General features: G+C 63.7%; 24 protein-coding genes. 14 read left to right on the top strand and 10 right to left on the bottom strand.

The window, feature by feature from the left end; all coding sequences use genetic code 11:
* Window positions 1-8: 8 nt before the first annotated feature.
* The 4 genes from K6L26_RS16625 (at window position 9) to K6L26_RS16640 (ending at window position 4057) form a co-directional block, all read left to right on the top strand.
* Window positions 9-2069 (top strand): DEAD/DEAH box helicase, encoded by a 2061-nt coding sequence (locus K6L26_RS16625; RefSeq protein ID WP_019347182.1) that lies wholly within the window; start codon window positions 9-11, stop codon window positions 2067-2069.
* A 33-nt stretch (window positions 2070-2102) separates the two neighbouring features.
* Complete coding sequence (locus K6L26_RS16630) at window positions 2103-2339, top strand: hypothetical protein (protein WP_019347183.1); 237 nt, start codon at window positions 2103-2105, stop codon at window positions 2337-2339.
* Between the two features lie 153 nt (window positions 2340-2492).
* Entirely contained in the window at window positions 2493-3038 is a 546-nt protein-coding gene (locus tag K6L26_RS16635) for a KwaA family protein (protein ID WP_131721957.1), read from the top strand.
* A 44-nt stretch (window positions 3039-3082) separates the two neighbouring features.
* The gene (locus tag K6L26_RS16640) at window positions 3083-4057 is read left to right on the top strand and encodes a hypothetical protein (protein ID WP_019347185.1); all 975 of its coding nucleotides are present in this window, start codon (window positions 3083-3085) and stop codon (window positions 4055-4057) included.
* A gap of 129 nt (window positions 4058-4186) precedes the next feature.
* Here the strand turns inward: K6L26_RS16640 and K6L26_RS16645 are convergent, their stop codons facing one another.
* Together K6L26_RS16645 and K6L26_RS16650 are read right to left on the bottom strand one after the other, a co-directional pair.
* Entirely contained in the window at window positions 4187-4387 is a 201-nt protein-coding gene (locus K6L26_RS16645) for a hypothetical protein (RefSeq protein ID WP_019347186.1), read from the bottom strand.
* 55 nt (window positions 4388-4442) lie between these two features.
* Window positions 4443-4904 (bottom strand): hypothetical protein, encoded by a 462-nt coding sequence (locus K6L26_RS16650; RefSeq protein ID WP_019347187.1) that lies wholly within the window; start codon window positions 4902-4904, stop codon window positions 4443-4445.
* On the opposite strand from K6L26_RS16650, the gene K6L26_RS16655 reads away from it, so the two are divergent.
* The 5 genes from K6L26_RS16655 to K6L26_RS16670 all read left to right on the top strand — a co-directional run bounded on the left by K6L26_RS16655 (window position 4903) and on the right by K6L26_RS16670 (window position 8399).
* The gene (locus K6L26_RS16655) at window positions 4903-5658 is read left to right on the top strand and encodes a hypothetical protein (RefSeq protein WP_131721956.1); all 756 of its coding nucleotides are present in this window, start codon (window positions 4903-4905) and stop codon (window positions 5656-5658) included. The two genes, K6L26_RS16650 and K6L26_RS16655, sit on opposite strands and share 2 nt — an antisense overlap.
* A gap of 785 nt (window positions 5659-6443) precedes the next feature.
* The gene (locus K6L26_RS16660) at window positions 6444-7319 is read left to right on the top strand and encodes a DUF6192 family protein (RefSeq protein WP_043369900.1); all 876 of its coding nucleotides are present in this window, start codon (window positions 6444-6446) and stop codon (window positions 7317-7319) included.
* 4 nt (window positions 7320-7323) lie between these two features.
* Entirely contained in the window at window positions 7324-7770 is a 447-nt protein-coding gene (locus K6L26_RS16665; RefSeq protein ID WP_019347190.1) for a hypothetical protein, read from the top strand.
* 332 nt (window positions 7771-8102) lie between these two features.
* The gene (locus K6L26_RS31890) at window positions 8103-8234 is read left to right on the top strand and encodes a hypothetical protein (RefSeq protein ID WP_019347191.1); all 132 of its coding nucleotides are present in this window, start codon (window positions 8103-8105) and stop codon (window positions 8232-8234) included.
* 6 nt (window positions 8235-8240) lie between these two features.
* Window positions 8241-8399, top strand: coding sequence for a hypothetical protein (locus K6L26_RS16670; RefSeq protein ID WP_019347192.1), 159 nt, complete (start codon window positions 8241-8243; stop codon window positions 8397-8399).
* Between the two features lie 474 nt (window positions 8400-8873).
* Here K6L26_RS16670 and K6L26_RS16675 read toward each other — a convergent pair whose 3' ends face one another.
* Window positions 8874-9674: a hypothetical protein gene (locus K6L26_RS16675; protein WP_019347193.1), complete on the bottom strand. Its 801-nt coding sequence runs from the start codon at window positions 9672-9674 to the stop codon at window positions 8874-8876.
* 865 nt (window positions 9675-10539) lie between these two features.
* On the opposite strand from K6L26_RS16675, the gene K6L26_RS16680 reads away from it, so the two are divergent.
* Entirely contained in the window at window positions 10540-11430 is an 891-nt protein-coding gene (locus tag K6L26_RS16680; protein WP_161494442.1) for a pentapeptide repeat-containing protein, read from the top strand.
* A 629-nt stretch (window positions 11431-12059) separates the two neighbouring features.
* Here the strand turns inward: K6L26_RS16680 and K6L26_RS16685 are convergent.
* The 5 genes from K6L26_RS16685 to K6L26_RS16705 all read right to left on the bottom strand — a co-directional run bounded on the left by K6L26_RS16685 (window position 12060) and on the right by K6L26_RS16705 (window position 18535).
* Window positions 12060-12971: a hypothetical protein gene (locus tag K6L26_RS16685; RefSeq protein WP_019344750.1), complete on the bottom strand. Its 912-nt coding sequence runs from the start codon at window positions 12969-12971 to the stop codon at window positions 12060-12062.
* 1320 nt (window positions 12972-14291) lie between these two features.
* Window positions 14292-15068, bottom strand: a complete 777-nt coding sequence (locus K6L26_RS16690; protein ID WP_221850821.1) for an acetoacetate decarboxylase family protein — start codon at window positions 15066-15068, stop codon at window positions 14292-14294.
* A gap of 1 nt (window position 15069) precedes the next feature.
* Complete coding sequence (locus tag K6L26_RS16695; protein ID WP_221850822.1) at window positions 15070-15870, bottom strand: SDR family NAD(P)-dependent oxidoreductase; 801 nt, start codon at window positions 15868-15870, stop codon at window positions 15070-15072.
* Window positions 15871-15883: 13 nt separating this feature from the next.
* A complete protein-coding gene (locus K6L26_RS16700) occupies window positions 15884-17128 on the bottom strand; it encodes an NADH:flavin oxidoreductase/NADH oxidase family protein (RefSeq protein WP_221850824.1) in 1245 nt (414 codons plus the stop codon).
* 36 nt (window positions 17129-17164) lie between these two features.
* A complete protein-coding gene (locus K6L26_RS16705) occupies window positions 17165-18535 on the bottom strand; it encodes a flavin-containing monooxygenase (protein WP_221850826.1) in 1371 nt (456 codons plus the stop codon).
* A gap of 119 nt (window positions 18536-18654) precedes the next feature.
* Between K6L26_RS16705 and K6L26_RS16710 the strand changes: the two genes are divergently transcribed.
* The 3 genes from K6L26_RS16710 to K6L26_RS16720 are packed head-to-tail and all read left to right on the top strand — an operon-like array spanning window position 18655 to window position 22487.
* Window positions 18655-19278 carry a TetR/AcrR family transcriptional regulator gene (locus K6L26_RS16710; RefSeq protein WP_245008604.1) on the top strand — a complete coding sequence of 208 codons (624 nt, stop codon included), beginning with the start codon at window positions 18655-18657 and terminating at the stop codon, window positions 19276-19278.
* Between the two features lie 60 nt (window positions 19279-19338).
* Window positions 19339-20739, top strand: a complete 1401-nt coding sequence (locus K6L26_RS16715; RefSeq protein ID WP_221850827.1) for an ABC1 kinase family protein — start codon at window positions 19339-19341, stop codon at window positions 20737-20739.
* A 47-nt stretch (window positions 20740-20786) separates the two neighbouring features.
* Complete coding sequence (locus K6L26_RS16720) at window positions 20787-22487, top strand: serine/threonine-protein kinase (protein WP_221850829.1); 1701 nt, start codon at window positions 20787-20789, stop codon at window positions 22485-22487.
* Between the two features lie 731 nt (window positions 22488-23218).
* Here the strand turns inward: K6L26_RS16720 and K6L26_RS16725 are convergent.
* The gene (locus K6L26_RS16725) at window positions 23219-24043 is read right to left on the bottom strand and encodes a GAF and ANTAR domain-containing protein (RefSeq protein WP_221850831.1); all 825 of its coding nucleotides are present in this window, start codon (window positions 24041-24043) and stop codon (window positions 23219-23221) included.
* Between the two features lie 188 nt (window positions 24044-24231).
* Here K6L26_RS16725 and K6L26_RS16730 point away from each other — a divergent pair, with 188 nt between their 5' ends.
* Window positions 24232-24645 carry a CBS domain-containing protein gene (locus K6L26_RS16730; protein ID WP_221850833.1) on the top strand — a complete coding sequence of 138 codons (414 nt, stop codon included), beginning with the start codon at window positions 24232-24234 and terminating at the stop codon, window positions 24643-24645.
* A gap of 61 nt (window positions 24646-24706) precedes the next feature.
* Here K6L26_RS16730 and K6L26_RS16735 read toward each other — a convergent pair whose 3' ends face one another.
* Window positions 24707-25414 carry a DUF5642 family protein gene (locus tag K6L26_RS16735; protein WP_221850835.1) on the bottom strand — a complete coding sequence of 236 codons (708 nt, stop codon included), beginning with the start codon at window positions 25412-25414 and terminating at the stop codon, window positions 24707-24709.
* Window positions 25415-25645 lie beyond the last annotated feature (231 nt).

Below are 25645 nucleotides of genomic sequence, written 5' to 3' on the forward strand. Positions count from 1 at the left end.
TGAGCCCTATGGCTGATGAAGGTTTCCTGCGTGTCGCGCAAGCCGCGGCCTACCTTGGGGTGTCCGCGCAGACGCTGCGGCGATGGGATCGTGATGGCACCCTGCCCGCGCTGCGGCGGCCCGGCAGTGACTACCGGTATTATCGGCGCGCCGATCTGGAGCCGTTCCGGCTGCAGTACCGCCGTGCCCAGGAGGCTGCCGCCGCCGGCGCCGACAGCAGTGTGTTCGCCACCGCCAATGCCGATATCGAAGCCAACGCCGCACTGCGCGACCCGCAGCGTGAGGCGCATCGCGCGGTCCGCGAACACTTCGCCACCGGTGCTGGTCCCGCGATTGTGCAGATTCCGGTCGGGTGCGGCAAGACCGGGATCATGGCCACTTTGCCTTTCGGCATCGCGCGTGGACGCACACTGGTGATTACCCCGAATCTCACCATCCGCAAGGGCGTCGCCGATGCCGTGGACATCACCAGCCCACAATGCTTTTGGACCAAGTGCCGCGTGCTGTCGGACTTCACCGCGGGACCGTGGATGGCCGTCCTGGACGGACCCAATGCCAATATCCACGATGCGATCGAAAGCGACTTCGTGGTCTGCAACATCCAGCAGCTGGCCAGCCAGGCTGATCGCTGGCTGCCGCAGTTCCCCGAGGACTTCTTCGACATGATCCTGGTCGACGAGGGCCATCACGCCGCGGCCGAAAGCTGGCAGAAGGTCTTTCGCCGTTTCCCCAACGCCAAGGTGGTCAGTCTCACCGCCACCCCGTTTCGCTCCGATCAGCAGCAACTGCACGGTGAGATCGTCTACCGGTATCCGTTCACCCGGGCGATGGTCACCGGCTACATCAAGCAGATCCACTCCCGCAACGTCGCGCCGGCCGAGATCTACTTCACCTACCGCGACGACACCCGCCATCACACTCTCGAGGAAGTCCTGCAACTGCGCGAAGAGGCGTGGTTTCGCCGCGGGGTGGCGCTGAGCCCGGAATGCAACCGCCACATCGTCGAAGCCAGCATTCAGGCGTGCGACCGGATGCGCGCCCAGACGGGCATCCAGCATCAGATCATCGCTGCCGCATGCTCGGTCGACCATGCCCGCCAGGTCGCCGCCCTCTACAACGAGTGCCGATACCGGGCCGCTGAAATCCACTCCGATATGGACGAAGACGCCCAGGACGCGGTGATCGAGCGGCTGCGCCAAGGTCAGCTCGACTGCATCGTGCAGGTGCAGATGCTCGGTGAAGGGTTCGACCACCCCCGGCTCAGCGTGGCCGCGATCTTCCGGCCGTTTCGCAGTCTGGCGCCCTACATCCAATTCGTCGGCCGGGTGATGCGCGTCGTGCAGGAAGCCGCCCCTGAGCACCCCGATAATCAAGGCCACATCGTGTCCCACGTCGGGCTGAACAACGATGCCCGCTGGTCGGAGTTCCGTGAACTCGACCTCGACGATCAAGCCCTGGTGCACGGATGGGTCGCCGGCATCACCGACGAGGACGCCGACCAGGACGGTGACGGTGGCCCGCGGGCCCGCCGCTTCGACGGCGGCATGCTCGTTGACAACGAGATCCTCACCGACTTCGTCGAGCAGACCTACCTCGACCCCACCGACGACCGCGTTCTCGACGAGATCCTCGGCCGCGAAGTCGCTCCCGGTGTCCGCCTCGGCGACCTCGTCGAACGCGACCAGCTACGCCAGCGTCTGCTCGCCCAGCAGGCTGCCGCCGTGCCGCCCGCGCCACAACCGATCCCGGTCTCCCCGCAACGCGCCCGACAGTCGGCCAAAACTCGCGTCAACCAACGCACCAAGTCGGTAGCCAACCGAATCCTGGCCGACCTGGATCTGCCCCCGCGGGGTCATCAGCTGATGGCCGTCACCGCGGGCCCTCGCCAGCACAACTCCGTCATCGCGATCCGGCGTCTGTCCGCGGCGATCAACGAAGCGGTAGGCATGCCCAACGGCACCCGCGGTGACTGGTCACGCGAACAGTTCAGCACCATCTTCGACCGCATCGACGAGATCGCTGACACCGTCGGTGACACCTTGAGATCCCAACTGTCCCAACACGAGTAACCACAACCCGCACCGTGCCCCGAAGGAGTCGGCATGTCCCCCAAAGCGATACTGCGCCACGTCCGCGTCGAAACACCTCGCACAAATCATGAGCGGCACTGCGCTGCACACCTGCGGGGCAAGAACGCCCACTTCATCCTGGCCGGCGACACGCACTTGGTCGTCGTGGAGAACGACAAGCAGTTCAGGTACTGCCTGCCGGCGGCCGCCGAAGTCCTCGACCTCGCCGCGCACCAACTGTCCGAGCTGCGCCGACAGCTCGGACTGTGACATTGGCGGCCACGGTGAGGTAGTGACTCCGGGCGCATCCTGCTGCCCACCGCCCCGTCTGCTCGTCGGCGCAGGGATCGGGCGCTGATCGCCGCCACCGTCATTGCGGGTGAGATGTCCAGTTTGTCGGACACATTGCCTAGCGTGGTGGGTATGGGCACGACCAGCGGACCAGCGGCTGAGGGGGCATTCGACCGTCTCGGCAGGACGTGGATGCGTACCAGGCTCTTTGTGCTGTCCTACATGCCGCTGTTGCTGATCTTCGGGTTGCAGTGCACGACGTGGCCGGCTCGTATCGGCTACTTCGCTGCCGGCGCGGTGGTCGTTGTTGATGGCTGGCGCTGCACATATGGTCAGCGCAGGAAGAACTCGCGCACGGTGCAGGCCAGCACTGTGCGCGACAAAGGCAGCGAAGTATCGGGATACCTGGCCACTTATTTGCTGCCGTTTTTGTCCGGACCACCGAATTCCTGGTGGTCGACCGGGGCGTATCTGGTGTACTTCGCGGTGGCGTGGATTGTGTTCGTGAACAGCGATCTACTATTTATCAACCCGACGCTGTATGTGCTGGGGTGGAAGGTGATTGCAGGGCGTGTCAACGAACAGGACGTCTTGATCCTCGCCAAGACCCCGCCGCGAGCCGGCGAGCCATTCAGTGGGGTGAATTTTGCCGGCGGGTTGGTGAAAGTTGATGGCTAGAATCGGTGCCGTATTTTGGCGCAGTGCTCTGAGGGGGGCGATATATGAGAAACGACGAGGACTGGCTGGGGATTGGAACCGATTCCGACCCGCAATTAATTGTCGGTTGGCGGCCCCGCGCCCGCCAACTCACCGGCGGACGGATCGACCTGCACGCGGACACCTTCGAGGACCTGAGGGCTGTGGTTCACGATGCGATGGCCTATCTCGCGTCCGCCGAAGCGATCGACTTCGGCCACGAGGTTCTGCCTGTCGCCGGCGAGGAGTACATCCGCCGCGAGATTGTCGACCTACCCGCCGTGCACCGAGCTGAGCCAGAGGAGGGCGGCGATGACCAGGACGACAGCGCCGACCTGGTTCGGCTCATCGCCGACTGTGAGGGATTGACAGATATCACCGCAGGTCAACTCGCTGACGGAAACTTCGCGTTGTACGGCATCGTGTTTCGCCAGCCCAGCGGGGAGATGATCGGATGTGTCCGGGCGATCAATCCGGCCCGGACCTTGAAGAAAGCGGCCTTCTGGGGCCGGTTCGCCGGGTCGTTGCGCCGCACTCAGAAGCCTGATCTCATGCTGGAGTCAGAAGTCGACCTGGTGGTAACCGGCAGCGAATTGGCCATCATCCGCAGGTCGGCATATGACCGGCTGTTCTCCGATCTCGATGAGCTGGCCGCCGAGGTGCCGGCCAATGTTGCCGGCTTCGACGTGGCCATGCCCGAGCTGCCGTTCGCTGAGGGCACCGCCGAAGCAATCGTCGAGCTGGGAACCGCGCTCAGCAGCGTGGCCAAAAGGCTGAATCGTCTGCCGTCCCAGCCAGGCATCAGCGCCATGACGCCGTCCTCACTGCGCGAGGTGCTGGCCAAACACGGTGAAGATCCCGCAGAGTGGTTCGACCATGAAGACAAACTCGTGCTGGATCGGCGCCGAGCTAAGGAGTTCCTCGATATCGCCGAGGGCCGTTGGTGGACAGCCGATTTCCAACAAGAACGTCGCCGCGCCGACAAATTCCGCGCCCGATGAAATGTGTTGCACTCTGGCGCTGCTGAAACTGGGGTTGAACGGGTCGCCCGGCTGATCGAGCGGCGACGACATCAGCAAGCAGGGCAGACCAACTCGTGCCCGCGCGCGGCGGTGCACCGGGTCGAGGGGTCAGCGGGGTCGGTGTTCGCGGCCTTGCCGCTCAGACAGCAGGCGTTGCACACCGGCCGAACGCACATGCCCGGCCGGCACCTGGCGGTTCTCCAGCTTCGCCGAGGCCGTGGTGGCCCGGGCCGCGATCTTCTTGATCACCGCCTGGCACTTCGCCGCGGGCTGGACACCCGCCTGGGTCTTCTCGGGTGGACAATCCACGGGCCATACCTCCCCTCGGTCATGGTATCGATCGCGCCACCGACCAGCGCCGCAGTTATCGATTCACGTGCGGGGTGAACAGCCCGTCCTCGTGGTGCTTGATCTTGACACCGATCATGACTGGTTTCACGGCACGACCGGGATGGGGCTGCGGTGCACGCCGGGCCAGCGACCTTGTCGCGGTCGCCATCTCGTTGCTGACGAAGTAGGTCTGAGCCGCGTTGACAATCGTGGGCCTGTCCCGGCCCCAGGGGTCGACCGCGATCCAGAACGGCGGCTGCCCGGCAGGATCCCGCTGTGCAGCGCGGACCCAGACGTTGTCGGGGTCTGCGCTTACGTAGAAGCCGGAGATTGGCGGCGCGGAGCCGCGCAGGTTGAGCAGTACTTGGATGTGTTTGGCAAGATCGGCTTCTTGCGCGGTGTCGATCGTGCCGACGCGCTGCCATTGGCGGCCCGGGGTGTTGTTCTCAAAGGTGACTTCGGATGTCGTCGTTGAAATCCATATGTCGGGGGTCATGACCGTTATCGTGCCGGATCGGACACGAGAAAGCGGCCACGGGCGACTTCTGGTCATCGACGCGCAGCTCGGTCGGTTCACCACGAGTTCGTCGTCGGTGCCGAGGTGTAGGTTGCGAAGAATGCACGTCGTCGAACCCCGATACAACGCGGCCTGGGTTCCCTTTGAAGCGCGTATGGAGACGATCACCGGCAAGCGGCTCGCCAAGTGGCTCAACGCAAATGAGCGCCGCGGCCAAGGCAAGCGCGTCATCATGACGCCGCAGAAGTCGGGCAACGCGATCGACAACCCACCTGTATTAGCGGCCCTGGCCGCCCAGTCGACATGGGTTTCTGCCCGATCCGACACAGTTCCGTGGGGCGGGCCCGTGGTAGCGGCATGGCCCAGTGAAGAGTCCTTGATCAAGTGTGTATCCCGCGTCGGGGAATCCACCCTCACGGTATTCGAATGGGGAAAGGCGCCCGGGGTGCTCGGATGGGCAACCGCCACAGGCGCGTTCAACGCCGCCACCGGCGAACTGACGCCACCGCTAGAGCCCTCGCTGCACGACGAGTTCGAAAGCATGCTTTTCCTCGACGACCGTTTATCGTCTGCACCTAAGAGCGGGCGTGACCGCGGTTATGTCCACGAGTTCATGCGGACGTTTCACCGAGCCGGGCTCGACGCCGACTTTGTCGTCACCTACTGCATCGCCCTTGGATGCACCCGCGACCCGCGGCGCGTGCGGGAACACTATCGCGTGGCCAACGGCTGAGTCTTGGTTCGGCCCCTGCGCCCACCGCCGAGCTTGGCCGGTGCCCTGACCTAGGCGTTGGGAACAAGGTGATCGGGTACATCGATCAACCACGAGGAGCCATGGCCGCCCGCGGGATCGCGGCTTTCCCAACAGGTTCGAGATCAGTGAACTGCCCCACCTCATTTTGGCGGGATCGACACAGCGGCGCACTCTAGTCTGGTGTGAGCCCCGCCGGGTGACATCAGAGGGCAGGGCAACACGCCGATGGCTTGAACAGTGGAGGCGATGGTGATGGTCGAACCGGCACTGGTGGGCCGTTACTGTCACGGCTGCGGAGCCCCGCTGAGCGAGTCTGTACGTGGTGATGCCTTGTATTGTTCGGCGGCGTGCCGGGCCCGGCATTGGCGCTGGACCCAACGCACCCGGACCCGTGTGCGCACGATGCGCGGTGTTTCCGCGGCGCGGGCGGTGTGCCCGGTGTGTGGGCAGGACTGGATTGTCGGTATCGAGCATCGGTCGTCGGCCATCTACTGCTCGCATCGGTGCCGAACCCGCGCCTGGCGCGATAAACGTTCGCCGCAGCCGTCACCGTGACGCCTACCCGAACGGGTTGTTTGGACGACGAATATCCCCGTTGAACAGCGAAAATAGGGGGCGCATCGGTATTGCGGTCGAGTGATCACCGCTGCACAATGCGGCGGTACCTATCCGTAAACGTTCGCACATCGCATCACGACAAGACGGTATTGCCGTCGCGATCGGCAGCGGCGTGCGAGGTCGGGCATGGCGAGGAGATGATGTCGATGCCGACCATGGTGGGAAACGTCAGCGAGCGTCATTACAAGACATTGGTGCGCGAGGGACGCACGCTGGTTGAGCAGCAGGCCCACGCCCAATTCGGCCTGGGAGACCTCGCGCTGAAAGTGGCACCCATGCAACCCCGCGGCGGCGAACACGCCGCCGAACCGCTGATGAGCGTGGGATACGGCCTTGCGCGGTTCTCCGAAGACCTGGGCATGCCGGTCAAGACCCTCGACACTTACCGATGGGTGTCCTCGCGCTGGCCGAAATCCGAACGAGTAAAAGGCATTTCGCACTACATTCACAAGATCCTGGCCGGCCTGGACGACCGGTTCGACGTGATTCACCGGCCACCGGCAGACGACACCGGCCACGATCGGTGGACAGTGGACACCGCGTGCCGCGCCGCGGGCTGGAAATCACCGATCCCCAAAACCCGGCAGGAGAAACTCGACCGCATCCACGAGCTGGCCAACGACGACAGCATCGCCACCGAAGCCACCAAGAACTTCCTGAACCGGCCCAGTGTGGCGTTCCACGCGATGGCCGACCGCACCGCTCGGCACGCGGTCAACACCGCCCAAGTCGAGCAATCCCGCCAAGCCATCGTCTGCGCCCGCCAGCGCACCCCAGCGATACCCCGGATCGAACACAGCGCTCAATACATCGAACTGATCGCGATGTGCGCCCAATTCGTCGCTTCCGCCGGCCGCGCGGTGCCGCATCTTCGAGGTCACACGTTCACCGTCGAGGAACGAGAAACGGTGCACACCAATATCGCTCGGGTGCGCAGCACCGCAGACTGGATCGAAACCGCAGTCGACACCGGCGACGTCAGTCTGGACGAAGCACTCGCACGCCTACTCACCGAGGCGTAGGACCATGGCCAGCCGGTTACCCAGGCATATTTCGGGGGAACGGGTTCTGGAAGCGCTCATCGCCGCCAAGCCAGGCCGGCTGTCCACCGCACAGCTGACCAAAGCGACCGGACTCTCACCCAACCAGGTACGGGCCGGGCTCGTGTGGGTCAAAGAATACGGCGCGCTCCAGCACGCAATGCCGCTGACGTGGACCCGCGACGGCCACGGCGTCACCGACGAACCACAGGACTGGATCGCCCACGAGCGCACCGCAGTGCACGGCCTCTACACCCGCGTACTGCGCCTGGTGACCGGCACCGCCGAACCACACGCACACCGCACACCCGAAGACCCCTGGATCCGCCTCTACCTCGACCAACTCACCGGCGTGCGCGCGTTTCTCGACGCAACCAGCCGACTTCCACCACCCACCCCGGCGGGCATCCCTCCGCACAACGGCCAGCGGTAACCACCAGCACAGTGGGCTGCGACCTTCGACCCAGTAGACGGACCTCGTTGTGTTTGATCCGCACGTACCTGAGAACGTGCAGGCCGAGAATCTGTGCCCACATCAGTTGTGGCAGCGGCATTCAGCGTCAGGCGCACACTCGACCGCGGCAACCTGAAGGACGCATTCAACGCCGCGTAGCGCTGCGGCGAGGCATGAAGCTGTGCGACAAGAGTGTGGCGCCGCCAATGTTCCTCGGTTTCGTGGTGAGCCGCACGGCTGGAACTGTCTGTAGCCCAGTGCGGGGGTGTTCTCGACGATCGCTCACGGGGATAGGGGTTGGGTCTGCGACGGTGAGCGACACGCTTATCCGGTGTGCCCTACTCGATGATCTGGGTTCGGGGTTCGGCAGCGCGGTGGATCGACCCGGGATCGCCGAGTGGGGGTTGTGGGATGGGAACCGGATCGAGGGGCTGGGCGTCTAACTGGATGTGGATGCCGAGGATCGCCAAGCGCTGGTGGACGAGGGATTTGATCCAGATGACCCGCAGGTGGTGATGGCCATCGATTTGGTGCGGTGGGAGTTGTCGCTGCTGTTGACGAGCCCTAGCGATCTGAGCGGTCTGGTTGACGGCAACGCCGGGTGGTGATGAGTGCAGGGGTTTGGGATGCGGCGAGCGACGTTGAATAGCGCCGCCGGCAGCAACATGACCGGGGCCGATGATCTCGGCGCAGTGCATGTGGGGCCTCCGGCGGCACCAGTTCAGCGGTGACGCGTACCGGTCAGCTCTCTGCCGTCACCGATGGCCATCATCACCCTCGATGAGCAAGCACTTCGGCTTGCCCATCTCGTATTGGGGAGGCGGTCAGTTCGTGAGCACCTGATCCCAGCGCGACTCCCCCGTGACCGGTGGTCGGCTGGATCAGCTCACGCTGCCCGGTCATCTCCTGAGTGCTGATGCGAGTCCACGATGGACCTGTTGACCTCAGCGAGCCACTGGTGTGTTCGTGCTCGGTCGCTCGACGTTATCCAGAGCCACTGGTACGCCTCGGTCCCGATCGGGGGGCAGAACTACTGCCCGAGCCCGGGCTCGGGCAGTAGCGCACCGGCATCGGTTGTGCGCTTACTCGCCCGGTGATCCTAGGTCTGCGTCTAAGGGTGGCAGCACGTGATACGCAAGATGGAAGCGGTCATCGAACTCACCGTGCCGGTGATACTGACTATCGCTTTCGAGCGTGATCCATACGTCGGCGCCCTCTTGGATCTGATTCGGGTGCACCGTCCAACTGAGAGTGACTTCCTCGCCCTTGCGGCCGTCTTCTGTGACCATCGACCCGCCCCGGCTTTTCACCCGAAGGTCCCATCTGAGCAGCCGGCCGTGCGGGTCTGAGCCGATGCACTTGAACGTGATGCAGTCCCCAGGGCGCACGCACAACTCTGCTGGCGTCCCATTGCGGGGCTGGCGTCCAAAAGAATCGGTGACAGAGACGATTTCGGGATAGTACTTCAAGTCTGGTCCTTGTTCGCTGCGCCAGATTGTCACTTGATTGGTGATCTCTCCAACGATCCCCACCACGAGTGATTGTTCGAATGGGTACAGTTGTCGCCCATGCATCGTTGGATTGCGGAAACCCTCTAGGCGATCCATGTAGGTTTCGAAGTACTTCTTCTTACCGAGGATCGGCTCGAACCTCGCCCAATTCTGATCGCGACCGATGATCTCTCTGAGTTGGTGGAACTCCAGGTACTCGATTAGGTCGCTCGACGCGATGGTCCCCCGCCGCTTGGCCATTTCAGCGGCCAGCTTGTCCTCGAGGCGGTCAATCCTGACCGCTGGATCGTCCCGCCAGCCCTCTGCCATCACTTCCCGTATGAGATCGCGAAGCACCCGCTCGACCAGGGTGATCGCTTCGTAGGGCTGCACGTGACAGACAGTAGTCGCTCGGGTCGACCAGACTGTGGACAACGATGCCAGCAGCGCCAGAGCCCCCAGCGGTAGCCAGGCACGCCGCCTGCGTGGCTAGGGCAACAACCACCGCACAGCCCGACTACGCCGACCCAACTGAACGCTGACCACACGGTCATCAACCGATTTGCGCATCCAAAACGCCACCGTCGCAATCTCGGGCATCCTGCGCGTCGGGCAAGGGCAATCCGACGAAAGTCGCCCGCAGGTACGTGTGCTGCGACCCACGACGCTGTGATGTGATGGCCCAAGATCTCGCGAGAAGGATTGCAGCTGATGCCGACTCCCACCAAACTCCGAACGCCCGGCCACCATGTCTGATCTGCCTCACCGCCGAGCGCCAGTCCGCAGACATCTTGGTCTTGGCCGCACGCTCAGCGCACTCGCCGCCGGTGCGGCCACATGTGTGGGCTTACCTCCGGCCGCATACGTCGTGTTAGCCCACGGGTCACCGAACTGGGCGGCCTTTTGGCAACACGCGGCCCAACCGTACGCAACGTTGGCGGCCGGTTTCGGTGCTATCACCGCTGGTGTCTTGGCCTACTACAGCGGCCACTACACACGTTCCGCCGAAAAGGAACGTCACGACGCTGAGCAGCTACGGTATCGAGACGAGCGAGCACAAGAAGTTAGACGCGACCTGCACGCTCGATTCACTACGGCTACAACGCAACTCGACAGCGCAACCGTCATGAGCCGACACGCTGGAGCTCACTCCTTGGCGGCACTGGCAGACGACTGGCATGCAATCGACCCTTCGAGCCGCCAGATCCAGGCATGCGTCGACGTCTTATGCTCCTATCTACGACGACCGTGGGATCCGTTGGACGACAACGCAGACATCGCAGAGGAACGCGTCGTCCGCGAGACAATTTCGTCGGTACTCCGGCAGCACCTACAACCTGATGCATCGCCTAACTGGTCAGCATGTGCGATCAACCTTTCAGGTGCCCACCTGCACGACCTCGATTTGAGCGGCGCCCGTATAACGTCGGCCGACTTCTCCGGGGCAAGTTTCACCGGATACGTCGGATTCGAGGGAACGGCCTTCAACGGATCGGCCGAAGACGCAATAACATTCGACGGCGCGACGTTCACCGCAACGGGAAGCAGGGACTGGACGAACTTCGCTGACGCGACCTTTACTGCGGACGCGATACTGGGTATCAGCTTCGAAGGCGTGACATTCCTGGCGCGCGAAGAAGGGCGCATATCCTTTCATTCCGCTCATTTCGACTCGCGGCGCGACGGCGGACTATCGTTTATTCAATCGACGTTCAGCACGGACGGCGCCGGAGCGATCAGTTTCGAAGCTGCCCACTTCACGGCAACGAACCCAGCCCGGCAAGTATTCACCGACGGACAGCTGCCCGATTGCATTACCTTCATGTGGGCCACATTTGCCGCCAACAGCAACGAAGGGATTACGTTTGACCACGCGGTGTTTCGTGCAGACCGCGGTCGCATCCGATTCACAGAAGCGACGTTCGTTACTACTAACCACGCGCGGATAACTTTCCGCGAAGGGGTATTCCTAGCCGACCATGATGGTCAGACTACGTTCGACGGCTCAAGTTTCCACGGAGACGGAACAGTCTCGTTCGCAAACCCCGGGCACTGGAACGGCACGAGTTTCGACTGGGACTCCGACCCCGACAGCATGCCGCCCGTTGTTGACCCGCAACAATGGCCACCGAAGCCAAGAAGCACCTGAGGCGTTCAACGCATGACGTTAAGCCTGCCAACGGGCGGGAGCACGGGTACTCGCGCACAATGAACAGTAGCTCGAATCACGGCATTGCCACCGACGCCTGCTCACCGACGACCACTGGGCTTCAATCGAAACCACCTCCGTCCGGCACCCTCACGTCAACGCGGAATAGTCCAGCCTGACCCGTCCAAGACGAGTCGAGCGATCAGGTCGCAGCACCGCCGTGCCGTCATCATCCCAGACACCTGTCAAGACCGATACGGTAAGGCCATGGCAGACAGCAGAGGCTTCCACACCCACCGCACTGAGGCTGAAGACGACCTCTCCAGGGCCTGGACGGCTTTCAATAATGTTGATATCGGGACACTTTCACCCGCAGAGCTCATAGGCTACGCGCAAGCGCGCGCCACGATGGGAGTCGCCCATGCACTGTTGGCCCAGGTCGCGCTAGAGGATCAACCTCCTCTGCCGCGCTGAGCCTCCCGAACGTCTGGTTCGACTAAACGTGCCTTGTGCGGGCTCGGCCTTTGGCCGAGCCCGCAGGCGCACCCGTGGTGCGTGCTTCGCGTTAGTCGTCCTGGTAGCAGGGAATTTGGAGCAGATCTTCGCCGTCGAGGCGGCCGTGCCTACGCCTACCAGTGGAAACGGCGGTTGTACTTGAGATCCACCGATTCCCGGGCTATGCGTCCTGCATCCACCAGCGTCACGATCGAGTCGTACATTTCGTCGAGGGGCTCTGTCGGCCCACCGCGTAACTCGTTGATGCGCTGAGCTGCCTTGTATCCGCAGTACAACCCAAACATCGCATCGAACAGAACGCGCACCTTCGCGTACTCCGGTATGGAGTCCGGGGACTTCACGGCAATGGACAGATTCACCGGATTCGCGTGTGCCAGGTTCGAGAGGCGAGCATAGAAGTTGTCATCCTCCAGAAATCTCAGGCGCCGGCCGTGGACTTTCTTGCTGTTTCTTTCCTCCTCGACATACATCGACGCCACCAACTGGTCTTCTTGGCTGGTCTGCTTCGGCTTTTTTAGGCCATGCGTATCGATCCAGCGTTGAATCTCATCAGTCTCGGAGTTCATATGGCCATGAGCCTTATTCGCGACGCCTGTCTTCCAAAAATGCAGAGACAGGCTGCAGCGGTCCCATGCCGATAAGCCGGGGTCGCTCAGGCGAAATGCTTTCGCCGAATACACCGCGGTCGCTCGGGCGAGGACCGCAGGTGACACCGCCCACTGCGACGGGCTGTTCAGGACCGATGCCGAGGCGAAGAGAGTTTCGCCGGCTCCACGCAGGCACAGGGACGCTAGCTCGTGCGCATCCTTGAGCGGCTGCTGCAAGCCTTCGCTCTCGTTCCACCCGTGCTCTGAATCGAACACCTCGATGTCGATGCCAGGTTCTACGCAGCGCATCCTCGACGTCTCGTTTAGCAGATGCGCACCGGTGACGCTGACAACGACGGCATTGAGGAGTAATTCGTCAATGGCCGACATCAGTTCGTCGTCTGGAGCAAGTTCGTCGTTGCATTCGGAAACAGTCATGTCGTTACCGTATCCGCTAGGTCCAATCGATTACGGAATGGCGTGGCGGGACCGAAAGATTCTGTGCCGCAGAGAAAAAGTTCATCGGCGAATCCTGCCGTTGTCTGGCACACGACAAGCTCGCTTGCCCGCCTGATGAGTCGAGGGCCTCAGTCTCGACGTTGCGCTGTCCGCATCTCGTCGCCTTCCATCGCCAACCTGGACACCGGGCACCGGACCTCCGACGCCCGCCCGCATCACCGTGGCCGCTGCTTCCCGTGCAGGTTGAACTTTCAGGTACGGCTTGCAGATCGGCGGTCTACCCGACGGACCTCACCGACGTGCTCGTTGGTGACCCGGCAGTAGAGCCGGCCCGCCGCGATCACCTCCGGAGCTTCCAGGTACGGCACGCAACGACCGGGCCAAACGGTTACCGAACATGCGAGTTAGCCGAACTTTCCGCAGCAGAAACGCTAGCGGATCCCGACCACGGCCCGACACTCTCAAGTCTTTCCGGATTCCGCCCGACACTCTCACGTGTTCGCGGAATAATCGCCAGCGGATCGGTCCGCGACTAGTTGAAAGTACCCAGGTCACAGCACCCTTGTACTCTCAACATTTCCCGGATCGGACAACGTTCTTCGCTTTGGCTGCGGCGTTGTTCCCTGCAGCCTCTGTGTGGCCGCCGGCCATTCGATCTCGTTCATAGCGCGATTGCGCGATGCGTGAACTGCACAAGCCGTCGCGGTTCCGGTCGCAACGTATCGTCGGCTTGGATATGCGCGACAGCACTCGCATCGGCCTCTCGCCGGCGACGGCCTCCGCTGACCCCCGCTGCGATTCCCGGGTGGCGCCGCCTTATTTATGTCACAGTGACGAATTGTCGACGAGTGCCTGGCCGCATAATCTTGTTGCTCTACAGGCACTTTCGGCGCCGGCTGGCCGCGGCAGAGCCTAGCGCCTCGTCGGTGATACGGGTCGGGCTCGGTGGCGCACTGCACTGCTCCTGCGACTGCTGGCCCGCCGCGACGCTCTCGGTCGGGTGCTCCTGCGATCCAGATCGACCGAGCGATGTTCCACAGGTGCCGTTGCCGAGCGCCGTGCCTACCGTCTAGCTGCCGAACGAAATTCCGTGGGCTCTGCTTCCGGCCGATGCGCCCCGGATGGAGTTACCTGCCTCGATTCCCCGGATCCTGTTGCCTTCTGCGGTCCTGCCTATCCCCTTTCCGCAAAGTCCCGAGGAGGGCAATATTCGTCACTGTGACGTATTCTGTTGTGGCGGAAGTGTTCCCGAGCTGTGCGCTCGTCCTCGGAACCGTCCCGCCAATCCGAGGCGTTGGTTCACAAAACGCGCGGGCGCAGGCGTGTGGCGCTGAAGCCGGGAAGGGTGGGACGTAAAGGAATCGGTGGTATCCAGCCGCCCAGCAAGTCGACCCGGTGCAGCCGGGCCTCCACTACCCTGCCAATGCCCATCTGGTCGATGGGATCACGCTCGGAGCCGGAGACATCCAGACTGAAATCCTCGATTCGGCGGACCTCGAGGACTTTTTCTTGTGGAGTGAAGGCGATCAGCCAGGATGGGAAGATTCCGGACAGTCCGGCGATGTTGCGGTGTGGCCGCGCCAGGATCGGTGGCGGGTCGGCGATCACTGCGCCGAGTCGGCCGCTCATGGCGATGAGTTTGTGGCCGCGGCGGCCGGCTTCGGCGCGGATCTCGGTGTCGGTGAGTGACCAGTCGATGGTGCCGAGCTTTTTGGGATAGCCGAGCAATTCGCGGCCCAGGATCAGGGCCACGTCGTCGTCGAGGATCATCCACGGGCAGTGGATGCCGGTGCGCCGCAAGGTTTCCACATGCACGAATAGTCCGGCCTCGTGGTAGACCGATCCGTAGTTGCAGTCTGGGAACCAGGCGGTGAACACGTCTGCGCGAGCAGGTTCGGCCAGCCGTATCCCCGCAGGTAGCCACGGGCGGATCTGACGTGGATCGATTTCGACAGTGGCACTGAAGTAATGGGCGTCGCGGTACAGCGTGCGGCGCGGGTCTCCGACGGTCAGTGCCCGGCGTAGGTCGGTGCCGAGAGAGCGGCCTGCGGTGCGCACGGTAGGTTCCCAGTCCATCTCATTTGACCTTTTGGTAGACGGCGCGCAGCACCGGTCCGATGACCGCGCGTGGGGTGTACTGGCCGCTGACGGTCTGCACTTTGGCGAAGAGGCCCGGCACGACGCGGCGGCGGCCGGCGGCTATTCCCGAAATCGCCGCGTCGGCAGCGTGTTCGGCACTCACCCAGAGCGCTGCCGGCACCAGCTTGTCCAAGTTGGGAGCCTCGGCGGCCTCTGCGTATTCGGTGCGCACGGGGCCGGGTGCGAGCAGGGTGCAGCTCACGCCGGTGCCGGCAAGCTCGGTGTGCAGCGATTCGGCGAGGGTGTTGGCGAATGCCTTGGTGGCGGCATAGGTGGCATTGTTCGGGCCGGGCTGGTTGCCGGCGGTGGAGCCGGTGATCAGAATCGCGCCGGCCCCGCGCGTGACCATGGCGGGCAACACAGCCAGGGTGAGGTCGTGCACGGCAACCGAATTCAGCTCGACCTGCTGTCGCTCGCGGGCCGGGTCCGCGCTCGCGAGGTCGCCGTAGGTGGCGAATCCGGCGTTGTTGCACAGCACGGAGACGGCGCGTCCCGCGAGTTCGTCGCAGAGTTTGCCGCGCTCGCCTCGATCGGACAGGTCGGTGGGCCGAATCTCGACCACCACGCCGAAGTCCGCGGCGAGGCGGCCGGCGAGTTCACGGAGCCGGTCCTCGCGGCGGGCGACCAGAATCAGTGAATATCCTCGCCGCGCCAGGCCTTCGGCCAAGGCGACACCGATACCGGAGGATGCACCGGTTACGACGGCCCGGGTATCGGGAGTGGGTGTGGGCAGGCTCATGAACACTCCTGAATCAGAATTGGGTGAGCGCGCGAGCGGTCACGGTGGTACCGGCGGCCAGCAGGGTGCGCAGCACACCCGGGCCGCTCACCTGTGTGGCCCCGGCGGCGATGCGCCGGAATTTGGCCGCGTGCCAGGCGAGTTGCAGATACGAATTGATCGGTGTAGCACCGGGAATCGTCAATGTTGGTGCGGTCGGCAAGGTCACCGGTTCGCCGGTCCCCGCGAGCAGGGCCGCAGCGATATCGGGCCGCACAGCGAAGGGCCGGCCCAGACCGAGGACGTCGATCGCGCCAAGGGCAAGCACCTCGTTCATGAAGTCGCGGGTACGCACACCGCCGGTCAGCATGAGCGGCACCGCCGATCGGTCGCGCAGGCGCTTTGCGTAGCGCAGAAAGTACGCCTCGCGCTCGCGGGTGGCGTCCTGCACGACACCGGTCATAGCCGGTGCTTCGTAGTTGCCGCCCGAGACCTCCAGCAGGTCGATGCCCGCACGCTCCAAGGCGAGGGCGATTTCCAGTGATTCGTCTTCATCGAGGCCGCCCCGTTGGAAGTCGGCCGAGTTCAGCTTCACCGACAGGACAGCAGCGGGGCCGATGGCTGCTCGCACGTCGGTGATCACCTCGAGCAGTAACCGCCGCCGCTTCTCGGGCGTCCCACCGTATTGATCGCTCCGTTGGTTGGCGATCGGCGAGAGGAACTGCGACAGCAGATATCCGTGCGCGGCGTGCACCTGCACCCCTGAGAAGCCCGCGGCCACCGCGAGTTCGGCGGTGCGGGCGTAGCGCCGGCGCAGATCGTCAATCTCGTCGAGGGATAGTGCTCGTGGCTTGCGTAGGTTGAAACCGACTGCTCCGGGCCGTAACGGTGACGGACCGACTGGGCGGCGGTGTAGCGGGCCGACAGCTACGCGGCCCGGATGGTTGATTTGCATGACCATGATCGCTCCGGCGCGGGCTCCGGAGCGGGCCCAGTTGCCGACCGCTTCCAGGTGCCGGTCATCCTCCAACGTCACGTTGCGCGGCTCGACGTAGGCACGACGGTCGATCATGACGTTGCCGGTGACGAGTAGGCCCGCGCCGCCGCGCCCCCATGCGCTATAGAGCCGGACCAATGTCTGGCTCGGTGCGCCGTCGATCTCACCGAGCTGTTCACTCATGGCGGCCTTGGCGATACGGTTGGGCAGGGTGACCCCGCACGGCAGAGTCAGTGGGCTGCCGATGTCGACGAGCCGTGGTGCACCGGTGGCGTTTGGCATAGATGGGCTCCTGTGGTCGTGAAACGGGTTGTCGGATCAGTCAATAGAGGGCGCAGCCGCGAGGAGCGGCAGATCGCGGGCCGCGTCCGTCCCGGGCTCACCGTCATACGGCGCCGCCGTGGCAGAGGACCGGCCGGGAAGCAGCGAGCGCACGGTGCGCAGCCGGCTCAACACCCTGACCGCGAACCGGCCACGGAGAACCTCCCAGCGCAGTTCGGGTCCGCCCGCCAGTATTTCGCTCGAAGGCTCGGAGAATCGGGCGAACAGATCGCCGATCGGCGTGGCCAGGCGCTGCTGCAGCAGTGCGCATTCGGCGAGCAGGCGCGAGGAATTCATCAGCAGCATGCCCGCGCCAGAGCGGGGCGCAACCAGACCGGCGAAGTACAGATTCGCAAGTCCTCGGGCAAAAGTGTGTCCTACCAACACCGGCTGGCCCCGCTCGAAATCCAGCAGCCCATCACCAAGGAACGGAAACGTCGTCTTGAACCCTGTTGCCCACAGGATGGTGTCGTACCGTCCGCTGGTGCCGTCTGTGAAATGCACGGTGCGACCGTCCAATCGCTCGATCTCCGGGCGGATGGTGAGCCGGCCGTGTTTGAGGAAGTACGGCAGCTGCTGGTTGACCACCAGATCCTGGTCGAAAATGCGATGCTCGGGCTTCGTCAGCCCGAAGCTGCGGAAGCTCCCCATACCTAGGGCGACGATCAATCGGAACAGGGTTTCCTGGACCAGTTTCGGGATCGGCACCGACCCGATGTCGAATCTTCCGCTGGGGATGCCAAAGACGTACTTCGGGATGAACCAATAGCTGCGGCGCAGCGAAATTTCCGCGGTCCCGAAAGTCAGCGCTGCCTCCACCGCGAGATCGCAGCCGGAGTTACCGGCCCCCACCACCAGCACCCGTGGGCCGTCCAAGTCGGTTGGCCGCTTGTAGTGCTTGGAATGGATCTGCTTGCCGGTGAATTCGCCCGGGTACGAGGGCACGTTGACGTCCCAGTAGTGCCCGTTGGCCACCACAACGCCCGTGTACTCCCGTACGTCACCGGTCGCGAATTCGACTCGCCAGCCCGACATTCCGTTGCCGTCCAGTGGCGTGACCGCGGTGACCAGGGTCTCGAATTCGATTCGGCGATCGAGTCCGAATTCCGCGGCGAATGCCCGCAAGTAGTCGCGCATCTGCGCGGCGCTGGGGAAGTCCGGATAGTGGTCCGGCATCGGGTAGTCGGGGTATTCGGTGACGTCCTTGGAGCTGATCAGAAACGTGGAGTCATACACCCCGTGCGACCAGTTGCCTCCGATGGCGTCGGTTGCTTCGACGTGGTCGTAATCCAGACCGAGATCGGCGTAGGCCTTGGCCACCGCCAGACCGGTGTACCCCGCTCCGATGATGCAGTGGCGACGCGGCATTTGGGACCCCCCTAAAAGCTACATTGATTGTAGCTACAGTGAGTGTAGTATTTGCCAGTGGTTGAGAGATGTCAAGAATCAACCCGCTCACCGGCGGTAGTGCACAATCAGGAGGCACCGTGACCAGCGCTCCGGTCCGACGCAACAAGGCCTATGCCCCACGGATGACCGCTCCCGAACGTCGTGAGCAGCTTCTGGATGCCGTCCTGAAGATCATCGTCGAGCAGGGGATTCACAAGGTGTCCATGGACACCGTCGCCCGCGAAGTAGGCGTCACCCGCCCCGTTGTCTACAGCGTTTTCACCGATACCGACGACCTGCTGCGAGCCTCACTTGATCGGGAGCAGGCAGCCGCGGTGGCGCAACTGTCCCCGCTGCTGTCGGCATTCGACCATCCCGACAACCCGGGCAAGGCGATCCTCGATTACCTCGACGGCTTCCTGACCGTAGTACTCGAGGCGCCTGATCGCTGGCGAGCGGCCTTCAGCCTGGTCGACAGCTCGACCCCAAAGTTGCGTCGCCGCATCGACAGTCAGCGCACCGCGATGACTCAACTCCTCGAGAACTACCTGCGTCAGGCGCCGCTACCACCCGCCACAGATATCGAGGTGACCGCCCACGTCATGTTCACTCTGTGCTGGGAGGCGGGCCGACTGCTGATGTCCGAACCCGAAATCTTCACCCGTCAGCGACTCATCAGCTTCGCCCGCACCATCATCACAGAACACTTGACGTTGAAGTAACTGCTCACCGCGCTCATCGAAACCGGAACCCGCGGGTCCGAGGTATGGCACGGTAAGGCTGTGGCGTCTGTTCCGCGCGGCACAACGAGACGTGGCGCAAAGCTGGCGAAGGTCCCGCTCGGCGCGGCTGGACGAGCTGCGCTTGGATGGGGTCAGCGGTTAGCCGGGGGCGACGCCGAGCTGATCGCCAAGCAGTGGTCGACGCGAAATGCCGAACAGGTCTTCGCAGTGCTTGGTGAGCTCAAGGGCGGAGCCATGAAGTTCGGCCAGGCGATGAGCATCTATGAGGCTGCGGTACCGGAGCGTTACGCCGAACCGTATCGGCAAGCACTGACGAGATTGCAGGCCTCAGCACCGCCGATCGCCACCGCCCGGATACACCGTGTGTTGGACGCGCAGTTGGGCACACGTTGGCGTCAACGCTTCACCGAGTTCGACGACGTGCCGGTCGCAGCAGCCAGCATCGGCCAAGTGCACCGGGCGGTCTGGCACGACGGCCGACCCGTGGCTGTCAAAGTGCAATACCCGGGCGCCGATACCGCACTGTTGTCCGACCTGCGTCAACTGCGCCGGTTCAGCCGACTGGCTGAGCCATTGTTTCCTGGTCTGTCCGTGCATTCGGTGGTTGCAGAATTATCCGATCGGATGACCGAAGAGCTCGACTATAGGCGCGAGGCGGACAACCAGCGAGCATTCGCCGCTGCCTTCGCGCACGACCCACAGTTTCTCGTTCCCCGAGTGGTGGCATCGGCACCCAAAGTTCTGGTTTCCGATTGGGTGACCGGTCAAGCGTTCTCAGAGTTGATCAGTGACGGCGATCAGGCCACCAAGAACCATGCTGCGCGGCTTCTCTTCGAGTTCAGCGCAGCATCGATGTCGCGGCTCGGGTTGATGCATGCCGACCCGCATGCGGGCAACTACCAATTGACCCCCGACGGTCGGCTGGCAGTGATCGACTTTGGTGCCGTAGCCACAGTTCACCGGTCCGCGCTGGCATTTCTGGACGATATCCGGCTGGCGGAAATTGCCCGCTCCGTGGAGCTGGCCGATATTCCTGATCAGAAGCTGCAAGCGCTGGTGTTGTCTGAACTCGCGAGCGCGCTCAATGCAGTAGGCTTCAGCAGCTCGGACACTGATGTGAGGCCAGAGGACGTAATGTCTTACTTCGGGCCGTTCACCGAACCTCTACTGGCGCAACGATTCAAGTTCAGTCGGCGGTGGCTGCAGGGTGTCGCGCCCCGTGTGCCAGGGCTCGCTCGAGGGCAGGACTTCCTCGGCGGCGCGGTCCTCACGATTCCCGCCGAACACGCGCTCATGTTCCGGGCAATCGCCGGAATCCTTTCCATCGCCTGTCAACTGGAAGCCGAGCTGGCAGTACGCGAGATCATCACTCGCTGGTACCCGGACTTCGAAAACCCCAAAATTCCCCCCGATCTCGCTGATGCTCTCGGCAGCAGCTGATACCGCGTCGATTCCCATCGATTTGCCCTGCTTTGTAGGCTGCGAACATGCCGTTCAATGCCGGTGACGTCTTCGCCGGATACACCATTCAGCGGCTCCTGGGCGCCGGTGGCATGGGCGAGGTCTACCTGGCCCAGCACCCCCGCCTTCCCCGACTGGATGCACTCAAGATCCTGTCGGTGAGCACCACACGCGATGACGAGTTCCGCGCCCGGTTCAATCGAGAGGCGGAGTTGGCCGCGTCGTTGTGGCATCCGCACATCGTCGGGGTGCACGACCGGGGCGAGTTCGACGGCCGGCTGTGGATCTCGATGGACTATGTCGAGGGCACTGACGCCAAGCACTTGATCGAGCAGCACCCCTCGGGGATGCCCCTACAGGATGTGGTGGAGATCGTCACGGCAGTCGCCGAGGCGCTCGACGTCGCGCACGAACGGAACCTGCTGCACCGCGACGTCAAACCGGGAAACATCCTGGTCACGACCCCGTCGGGCAGTGCGCGCCGACGCATACTGCTCACCGATTTCGGTATCGCCCGCGAAGCCGACGACGCGGATGGCCTGACGGAGACCGACGTGGCCATCGGTACGGTCGCGTATGTAGCGCCCGAGCAGCTCACCGGGAAGACGCTCGATGGCCGAGCAGACCAGTACGCTCTGGCGGCGACCGCCTTCCATCTGTTGACCGGCTCGCCTCTCTTCGATGACGTCAGTCGCATCGTGCAGGCCGGCAACCACCTCTACACACCGCCTCCCCGGCTGTCCGAGCGTCGCCGCGACCTCGCCCATCTGGACGCTGTGATGGCGAAAGCACTGGCCAAGCAACCCGGTAAGCGCTACGCGCGGTGCCTGGACTTCGCCCGTGCGCTGGGCGGCAGCACGGATATGTCGACCGCGCCCCAGCCGGTGACGCCTGGTACTGGTGGGCCCACCGCCCCGCTGGAGATCCCCGACATCCCCGAGCCGAGCACCTCACCGGAGACCAAGCGGTTGGCCATGCTGACCATCCTCGGGACCGTGCGCGACGTGCAGAAGACACCATCCGTAACCGATGGCGACGACGAGGTCTGGACGTTCCGCGTGGAGCGCTACGAGTCGACCGGTCAAGCGCACACCGTCGTGCCGGTCGAGCTCCGTGGCAACTCGATCACCGGCGAACTCTCCGACGGGGATGTGGTGGAGGTCAGCGGCCCATGGGACGACCGGACGCTCTTCGCCGATTCGGTGGTCAATCATTCGGCCGGGACCCGGCAACGCCGCCGGCGCAACACGGTCGTGGTGAGGTCAGGTGCCCGCCGTCGCGCGTTGGCCTCCCGTCCGGTGCGCACCGTCCTGGTTCTGACCGTGGTCGCGGTGGTCGTTGCGATGATCGCCATCGACGGCAACCCGGACACGTCGTGGTCCACTGACATTTATCAGGATGCCGTGCCGTTCCCGGCCTTCAAACAAGGCGTCGGCCTGTTACTTCAGCTTCCCTCGCCAACGGCTCTGAGCGAGGTGACGGTCGACGTGCCCAGCACCGGAACACAAGTCCAGATTCGCGCGGCAGACACCGCCCAACCGAGCAGTCTGTCCGACACCATCGAGCTGACGCCCAATGTGGCGTTACGGCCGGGCGAGAACACCATCACCGTTGACGATCAGACGGAAACGTCCAATGTGCTGGTGTGGATTTCGAAGTTGGGCACCGTCGATGGGCAGAGCCGCACGAACATCTCGGAGATCACGCTGCGTGCCGAGGGCGAGTGATCAGCCTCCCGCCTCGAGCAGGCGCTTAGGCTGTGCAGCCCTTGCCAGCACGATAAAAAGCCCGAGCGGGAAGATAACGGCAAATACCGTCGCGACGGTGCGCAAGACGGTGCGCAACATTCGGATACGCCTCCCTGTGTAGAGGGGCGCCCCGCTGGAACGCGCAGCGGGGCGGCTGCGGCAACGCGACGGCTTCGACGGCAGTTGGATTCTCAGCCTCGTCGCGCCCCCGTGACCCCGACACAAACGGCGCCGCAGCACTGGCCAGGCTAGTTCGCTCTCGGGGCCCGAAATAGGGCCTTCTGGCCCTAAACGGTTCGGCGGGGGCGCCGCAGTGGTCGCCGGCGACTGCGCGAAATTGTCGATGATGCGGCACGCTTGTCGCGTCGGATTCGTGCCACGTCATGTCGCGCGCACCCGATCGTGTGAGCGGCCTCGGTGACCGAGAGCGCGGGGTTGAGAATGACTCGCATCTCCTCGGGAGTGAACGTGGGGTCGGTGTCCCACGGGGCTCTGCCCCAACCGAATTCAACAAAGCCTGAGAACAGTTCATCGACCATGAGGCCCTCCAAGCACTTCTGTGGCGATGCTTCCACTTCGGAATCTCTGCCGCCACCCGGCAGGCCTCGTCGCGCAGCGGACGCCACATCGCCAACGTACGTCGGCGGGAAGCAGCCCGGGTAGGGACTTTCGACCTCAAGTCAGAAATGCGGCGCGCCAACGTATCCCAGTCACCCCGATCCTGGTTCTCCCCCAGCGGCGGAGAAGATTTCAGCTGCCACCCGGCCAGCAGGGATTCGGTGTTCAACCACCGCCCGGCCGGCATCGACAAGGGTCAACTGGTGGTCGAAGGCATATGCGCGCAAGCGGACTAGTGCTTCCACGACGGTGACGCCCAACTGATTGGCAACCATGTCAATCGCCTGATGGACTTCCGAACGCCACAGAGCCGGCTCTGCTCCAGGGTCGACGCCCACACCGAGCGGTGCGGTAATACCACTGCGGACATCGATCGCCAGTGCGAGCGCGGTGTCGGCATACAGCAGGGCGTCGAGCAACTGCGTGTGTTCCAGTTCGCCCGGAGTGTCATGGACGAGGTCGAACACGCCCAGCGGCACGGCTCCCAACGCCAGCGGAAGACTGAACATCGCGTGCACTCCCCGACTGACCGCCTCGGCGGCAAACGTCGGCCAGCGACGCCTACTTCTGGTGGATGCAAGATCTTCGGCAAGAATGGGCCAACCCGATTCCAGCGCATCAATGCCAGGCCCCTCACCGGCCCTGGCCTGCAGCTCCTCGAGTTCGCGAACCCGCTGACTTGTGGTGGACGCCAGCTCGAGCGTGTTGCGGCCCGCGGTGAGCAGCAGGCTCGCACCGCTGACGCCGAGTTCCGCGGCGCAGGTCGAACATGCCAGATGAGGAGAGAGCGCGCCGGCCTGGTCTCGGGCACGACTCGTCAGCGAAGTCCAGATCCGCACAACGTTAGTTTTATGCATCGCAAGCTCATTCCGACGTCGATTGGCATACGCGGAGCGCCCTGGCCGGTTGCCAGGCACTTCGTAGCACCCGAGGCGATGATTGACACTCCCACAATGCAAGTGTCGGTGACGTCGATTACGAAGGCGAGAGGACTTTAGTCCCCCTCGAAAGATACGAATGTCCTATCTCGGCATAACGTTGCAGACCGCCGATCAGAAGACCTAAGTCCCTATTCGCAGCCGGGATACGGTGCCACGATCGTGCCATGGTCAATGTTCCCTCAGCTGGTTTGATCTCTGTCGCGGATCTCATCGGTGATGCAGTGGTTCGGGTGCCGGCCGACGCGACAGTCGCAGCAGCCGCGGAGGCCATGGCCGAGGCGGGGATCGGTGCCGTGGTGGTTGGCGATCAGGAGCGGCCCACGGCGCTGGTGAGCGAACGTGACGCCATCCGTGTCATCGCCGCTCATCAGGACCCAGTCTCGGTCCCTGCCATCGACGTGGCCAGCACCAACCTGGTCTGGTGCGAGTCGTCCGACACCGTCGAGCAAGTGGCGGTTCGGATGACCGACCGGCATATCCGGCACATCCTGGTAGAGCGCGCTGGTGTTTTGGTGGGCATCGTGTCCGCCCGTGACCTGCTCGGTGTCTACGCCGCTGAGGCCAACCCCGTGGTTTGAGCTCGACTACTGATCGGCGCGTCGGCGGAACTGGTTCTGCCACAACGTTGTGCGTAGCCGGTCAGGGTGTTCGCAGCGTCGCCAACGCGCGGGTGAAGAGGTCGTTGGCCGGAGTCGGGTCGATGTCATCCCGTGGCCCGGGGTTGAGCCGGCCGGTGAAAGTGACCGTGACGGAGTGCAGGTCATCGAGCAGTGCGCGGTAGACATAACGGACGGTCTCGGTGCTGGGGCCGGTGCCGTCTGTGATCGTGTACCGGACCCGCACTGCCTGGCTCGATTTCACCACTACCCCGTCCGGCAACGGGGGTAGCTCCACCGGGCCGGTAAAGCCTTGGATGACGCCGGCCCGGTAGAACACCACCGCATCGCAGTGTGGCGGTGAATCTCGGACCGGTATGGGCTCAGGAGACACCAAAGCGGTGACTTCCAGCAGGCGGTCCTGAGTCGTTCCGGCGAGGCTGTCGAGGACGGCCCCTGCGGGCGGCGACGCGTCGCTGTCCCGCTCCGCCGGGTTGGCGCAGTTTGCCGGTATGACGGTGGCCCCTCGCGTCAGAGCCTCCGGTCTACGAAGAGATTGCTCGGTGGCGTCCGTGGCACCGGGAAAGGTCAAGTGGAACCCGGAGGGAAACTGGGCGGCCAGATTCACCAACTTGATCAGCCACTGCGCCTCCGCTGCCGCGGAGGTGCCCGCGTCATTGAGGTGGTGGTTCAGCTCCCACCCCGCCGTGCCTGAGAGCGAGGCCACGGCGACCGCCGCGGTGGTGAGCAATGCCCAATCCCTGAGGGAGAAACGGGGCCGATGGTCGGGGGCGCCATTGTCGCGCCTTTGCCACCGTCTTTTTGGGTAGCACGCGTGCGGCATGGTTCCTGATTACCCCGTGTGACATACCAGCGCCAGGGCCGAAAGGCCTGATCTGACACGGAGATACACCAGTGTGCGCGGTGAGGTCTGGCGTACCTCGTTGTGCCGTACCGCCAACGGGCTTCTCCAAATATGAGC

Origin of the sequence: Mycobacterium farcinogenes (genome assembly GCF_019739075.1) — a bacterium.
GTDB lineage: Bacteria > Actinomycetota > Actinomycetes > Mycobacteriales > Mycobacteriaceae > Mycobacterium > Mycobacterium senegalense.

Excerpts from the sequence above, each read along its gene's own strand:
- K6L26_RS16650 (WP_019347187.1), bottom strand. The coding sequence starts at position 4,904 with ATGACCCCCGACATATGGATTTCAACGACGACATCCGAAGTCACCTTT.
- K6L26_RS16705 (WP_221850826.1), bottom strand. The coding sequence starts at position 18,535 with ATGCCGCGTCGCCACTGCATCATCGGAGCGGGGTACACCGGTCTGGCG.
- K6L26_RS16720 (WP_221850829.1), top strand. The coding sequence starts at position 20,787 with ATGCCGTTCAATGCCGGTGACGTCTTCGCCGGATACACCATTCAGCGG.
- K6L26_RS16700 (WP_221850824.1), bottom strand. The coding sequence starts at position 17,128 with ATGCCAAACGCCACCGGTGCACCACGGCTCGTCGACATCGGCAGCCCA.
- K6L26_RS16635 (WP_131721957.1), top strand. The coding sequence starts at position 2,493 with ATGGGCACGACCAGCGGACCAGCGGCTGAGGGGGCATTCGACCGTCTC.
- K6L26_RS16655 (WP_131721956.1), top strand. The coding sequence starts at position 4,903 with ATGACCGTTATCGTGCCGGATCGGACACGAGAAAGCGGCCACGGGCGA.
- K6L26_RS16660 (WP_043369900.1), top strand. The coding sequence starts at position 6,444 with ATGCCGACCATGGTGGGAAACGTCAGCGAGCGTCATTACAAGACATTG.
- K6L26_RS16640 (WP_019347185.1), top strand. The coding sequence starts at position 3,083 with ATGAGAAACGACGAGGACTGGCTGGGGATTGGAACCGATTCCGACCCG.
- K6L26_RS16695 (WP_221850822.1), bottom strand. The coding sequence starts at position 15,870 with ATGAGCCTGCCCACACCCACTCCCGATACCCGGGCCGTCGTAACCGGT.
- K6L26_RS16690 (WP_221850821.1), bottom strand. The coding sequence starts at position 15,068 with ATGGACTGGGAACCTACCGTGCGCACCGCAGGCCGCTCTCTCGGCACC.
- K6L26_RS16630 (WP_019347183.1), top strand. The coding sequence starts at position 2,103 with ATGTCCCCCAAAGCGATACTGCGCCACGTCCGCGTCGAAACACCTCGC.
- K6L26_RS16625 (WP_019347182.1), top strand. The coding sequence starts at position 9 with ATGGCTGATGAAGGTTTCCTGCGTGTCGCGCAAGCCGCGGCCTACCTT.
- K6L26_RS16665 (WP_019347190.1), top strand. The coding sequence starts at position 7,324 with ATGGCCAGCCGGTTACCCAGGCATATTTCGGGGGAACGGGTTCTGGAA.
- K6L26_RS16730 (WP_221850833.1), top strand. The coding sequence starts at position 24,232 with ATGGTCAATGTTCCCTCAGCTGGTTTGATCTCTGTCGCGGATCTCATC.
- K6L26_RS16685 (WP_019344750.1), bottom strand. The coding sequence starts at position 12,971 with ATGACTGTTTCCGAATGCAACGACGAACTTGCTCCAGACGACGAACTG.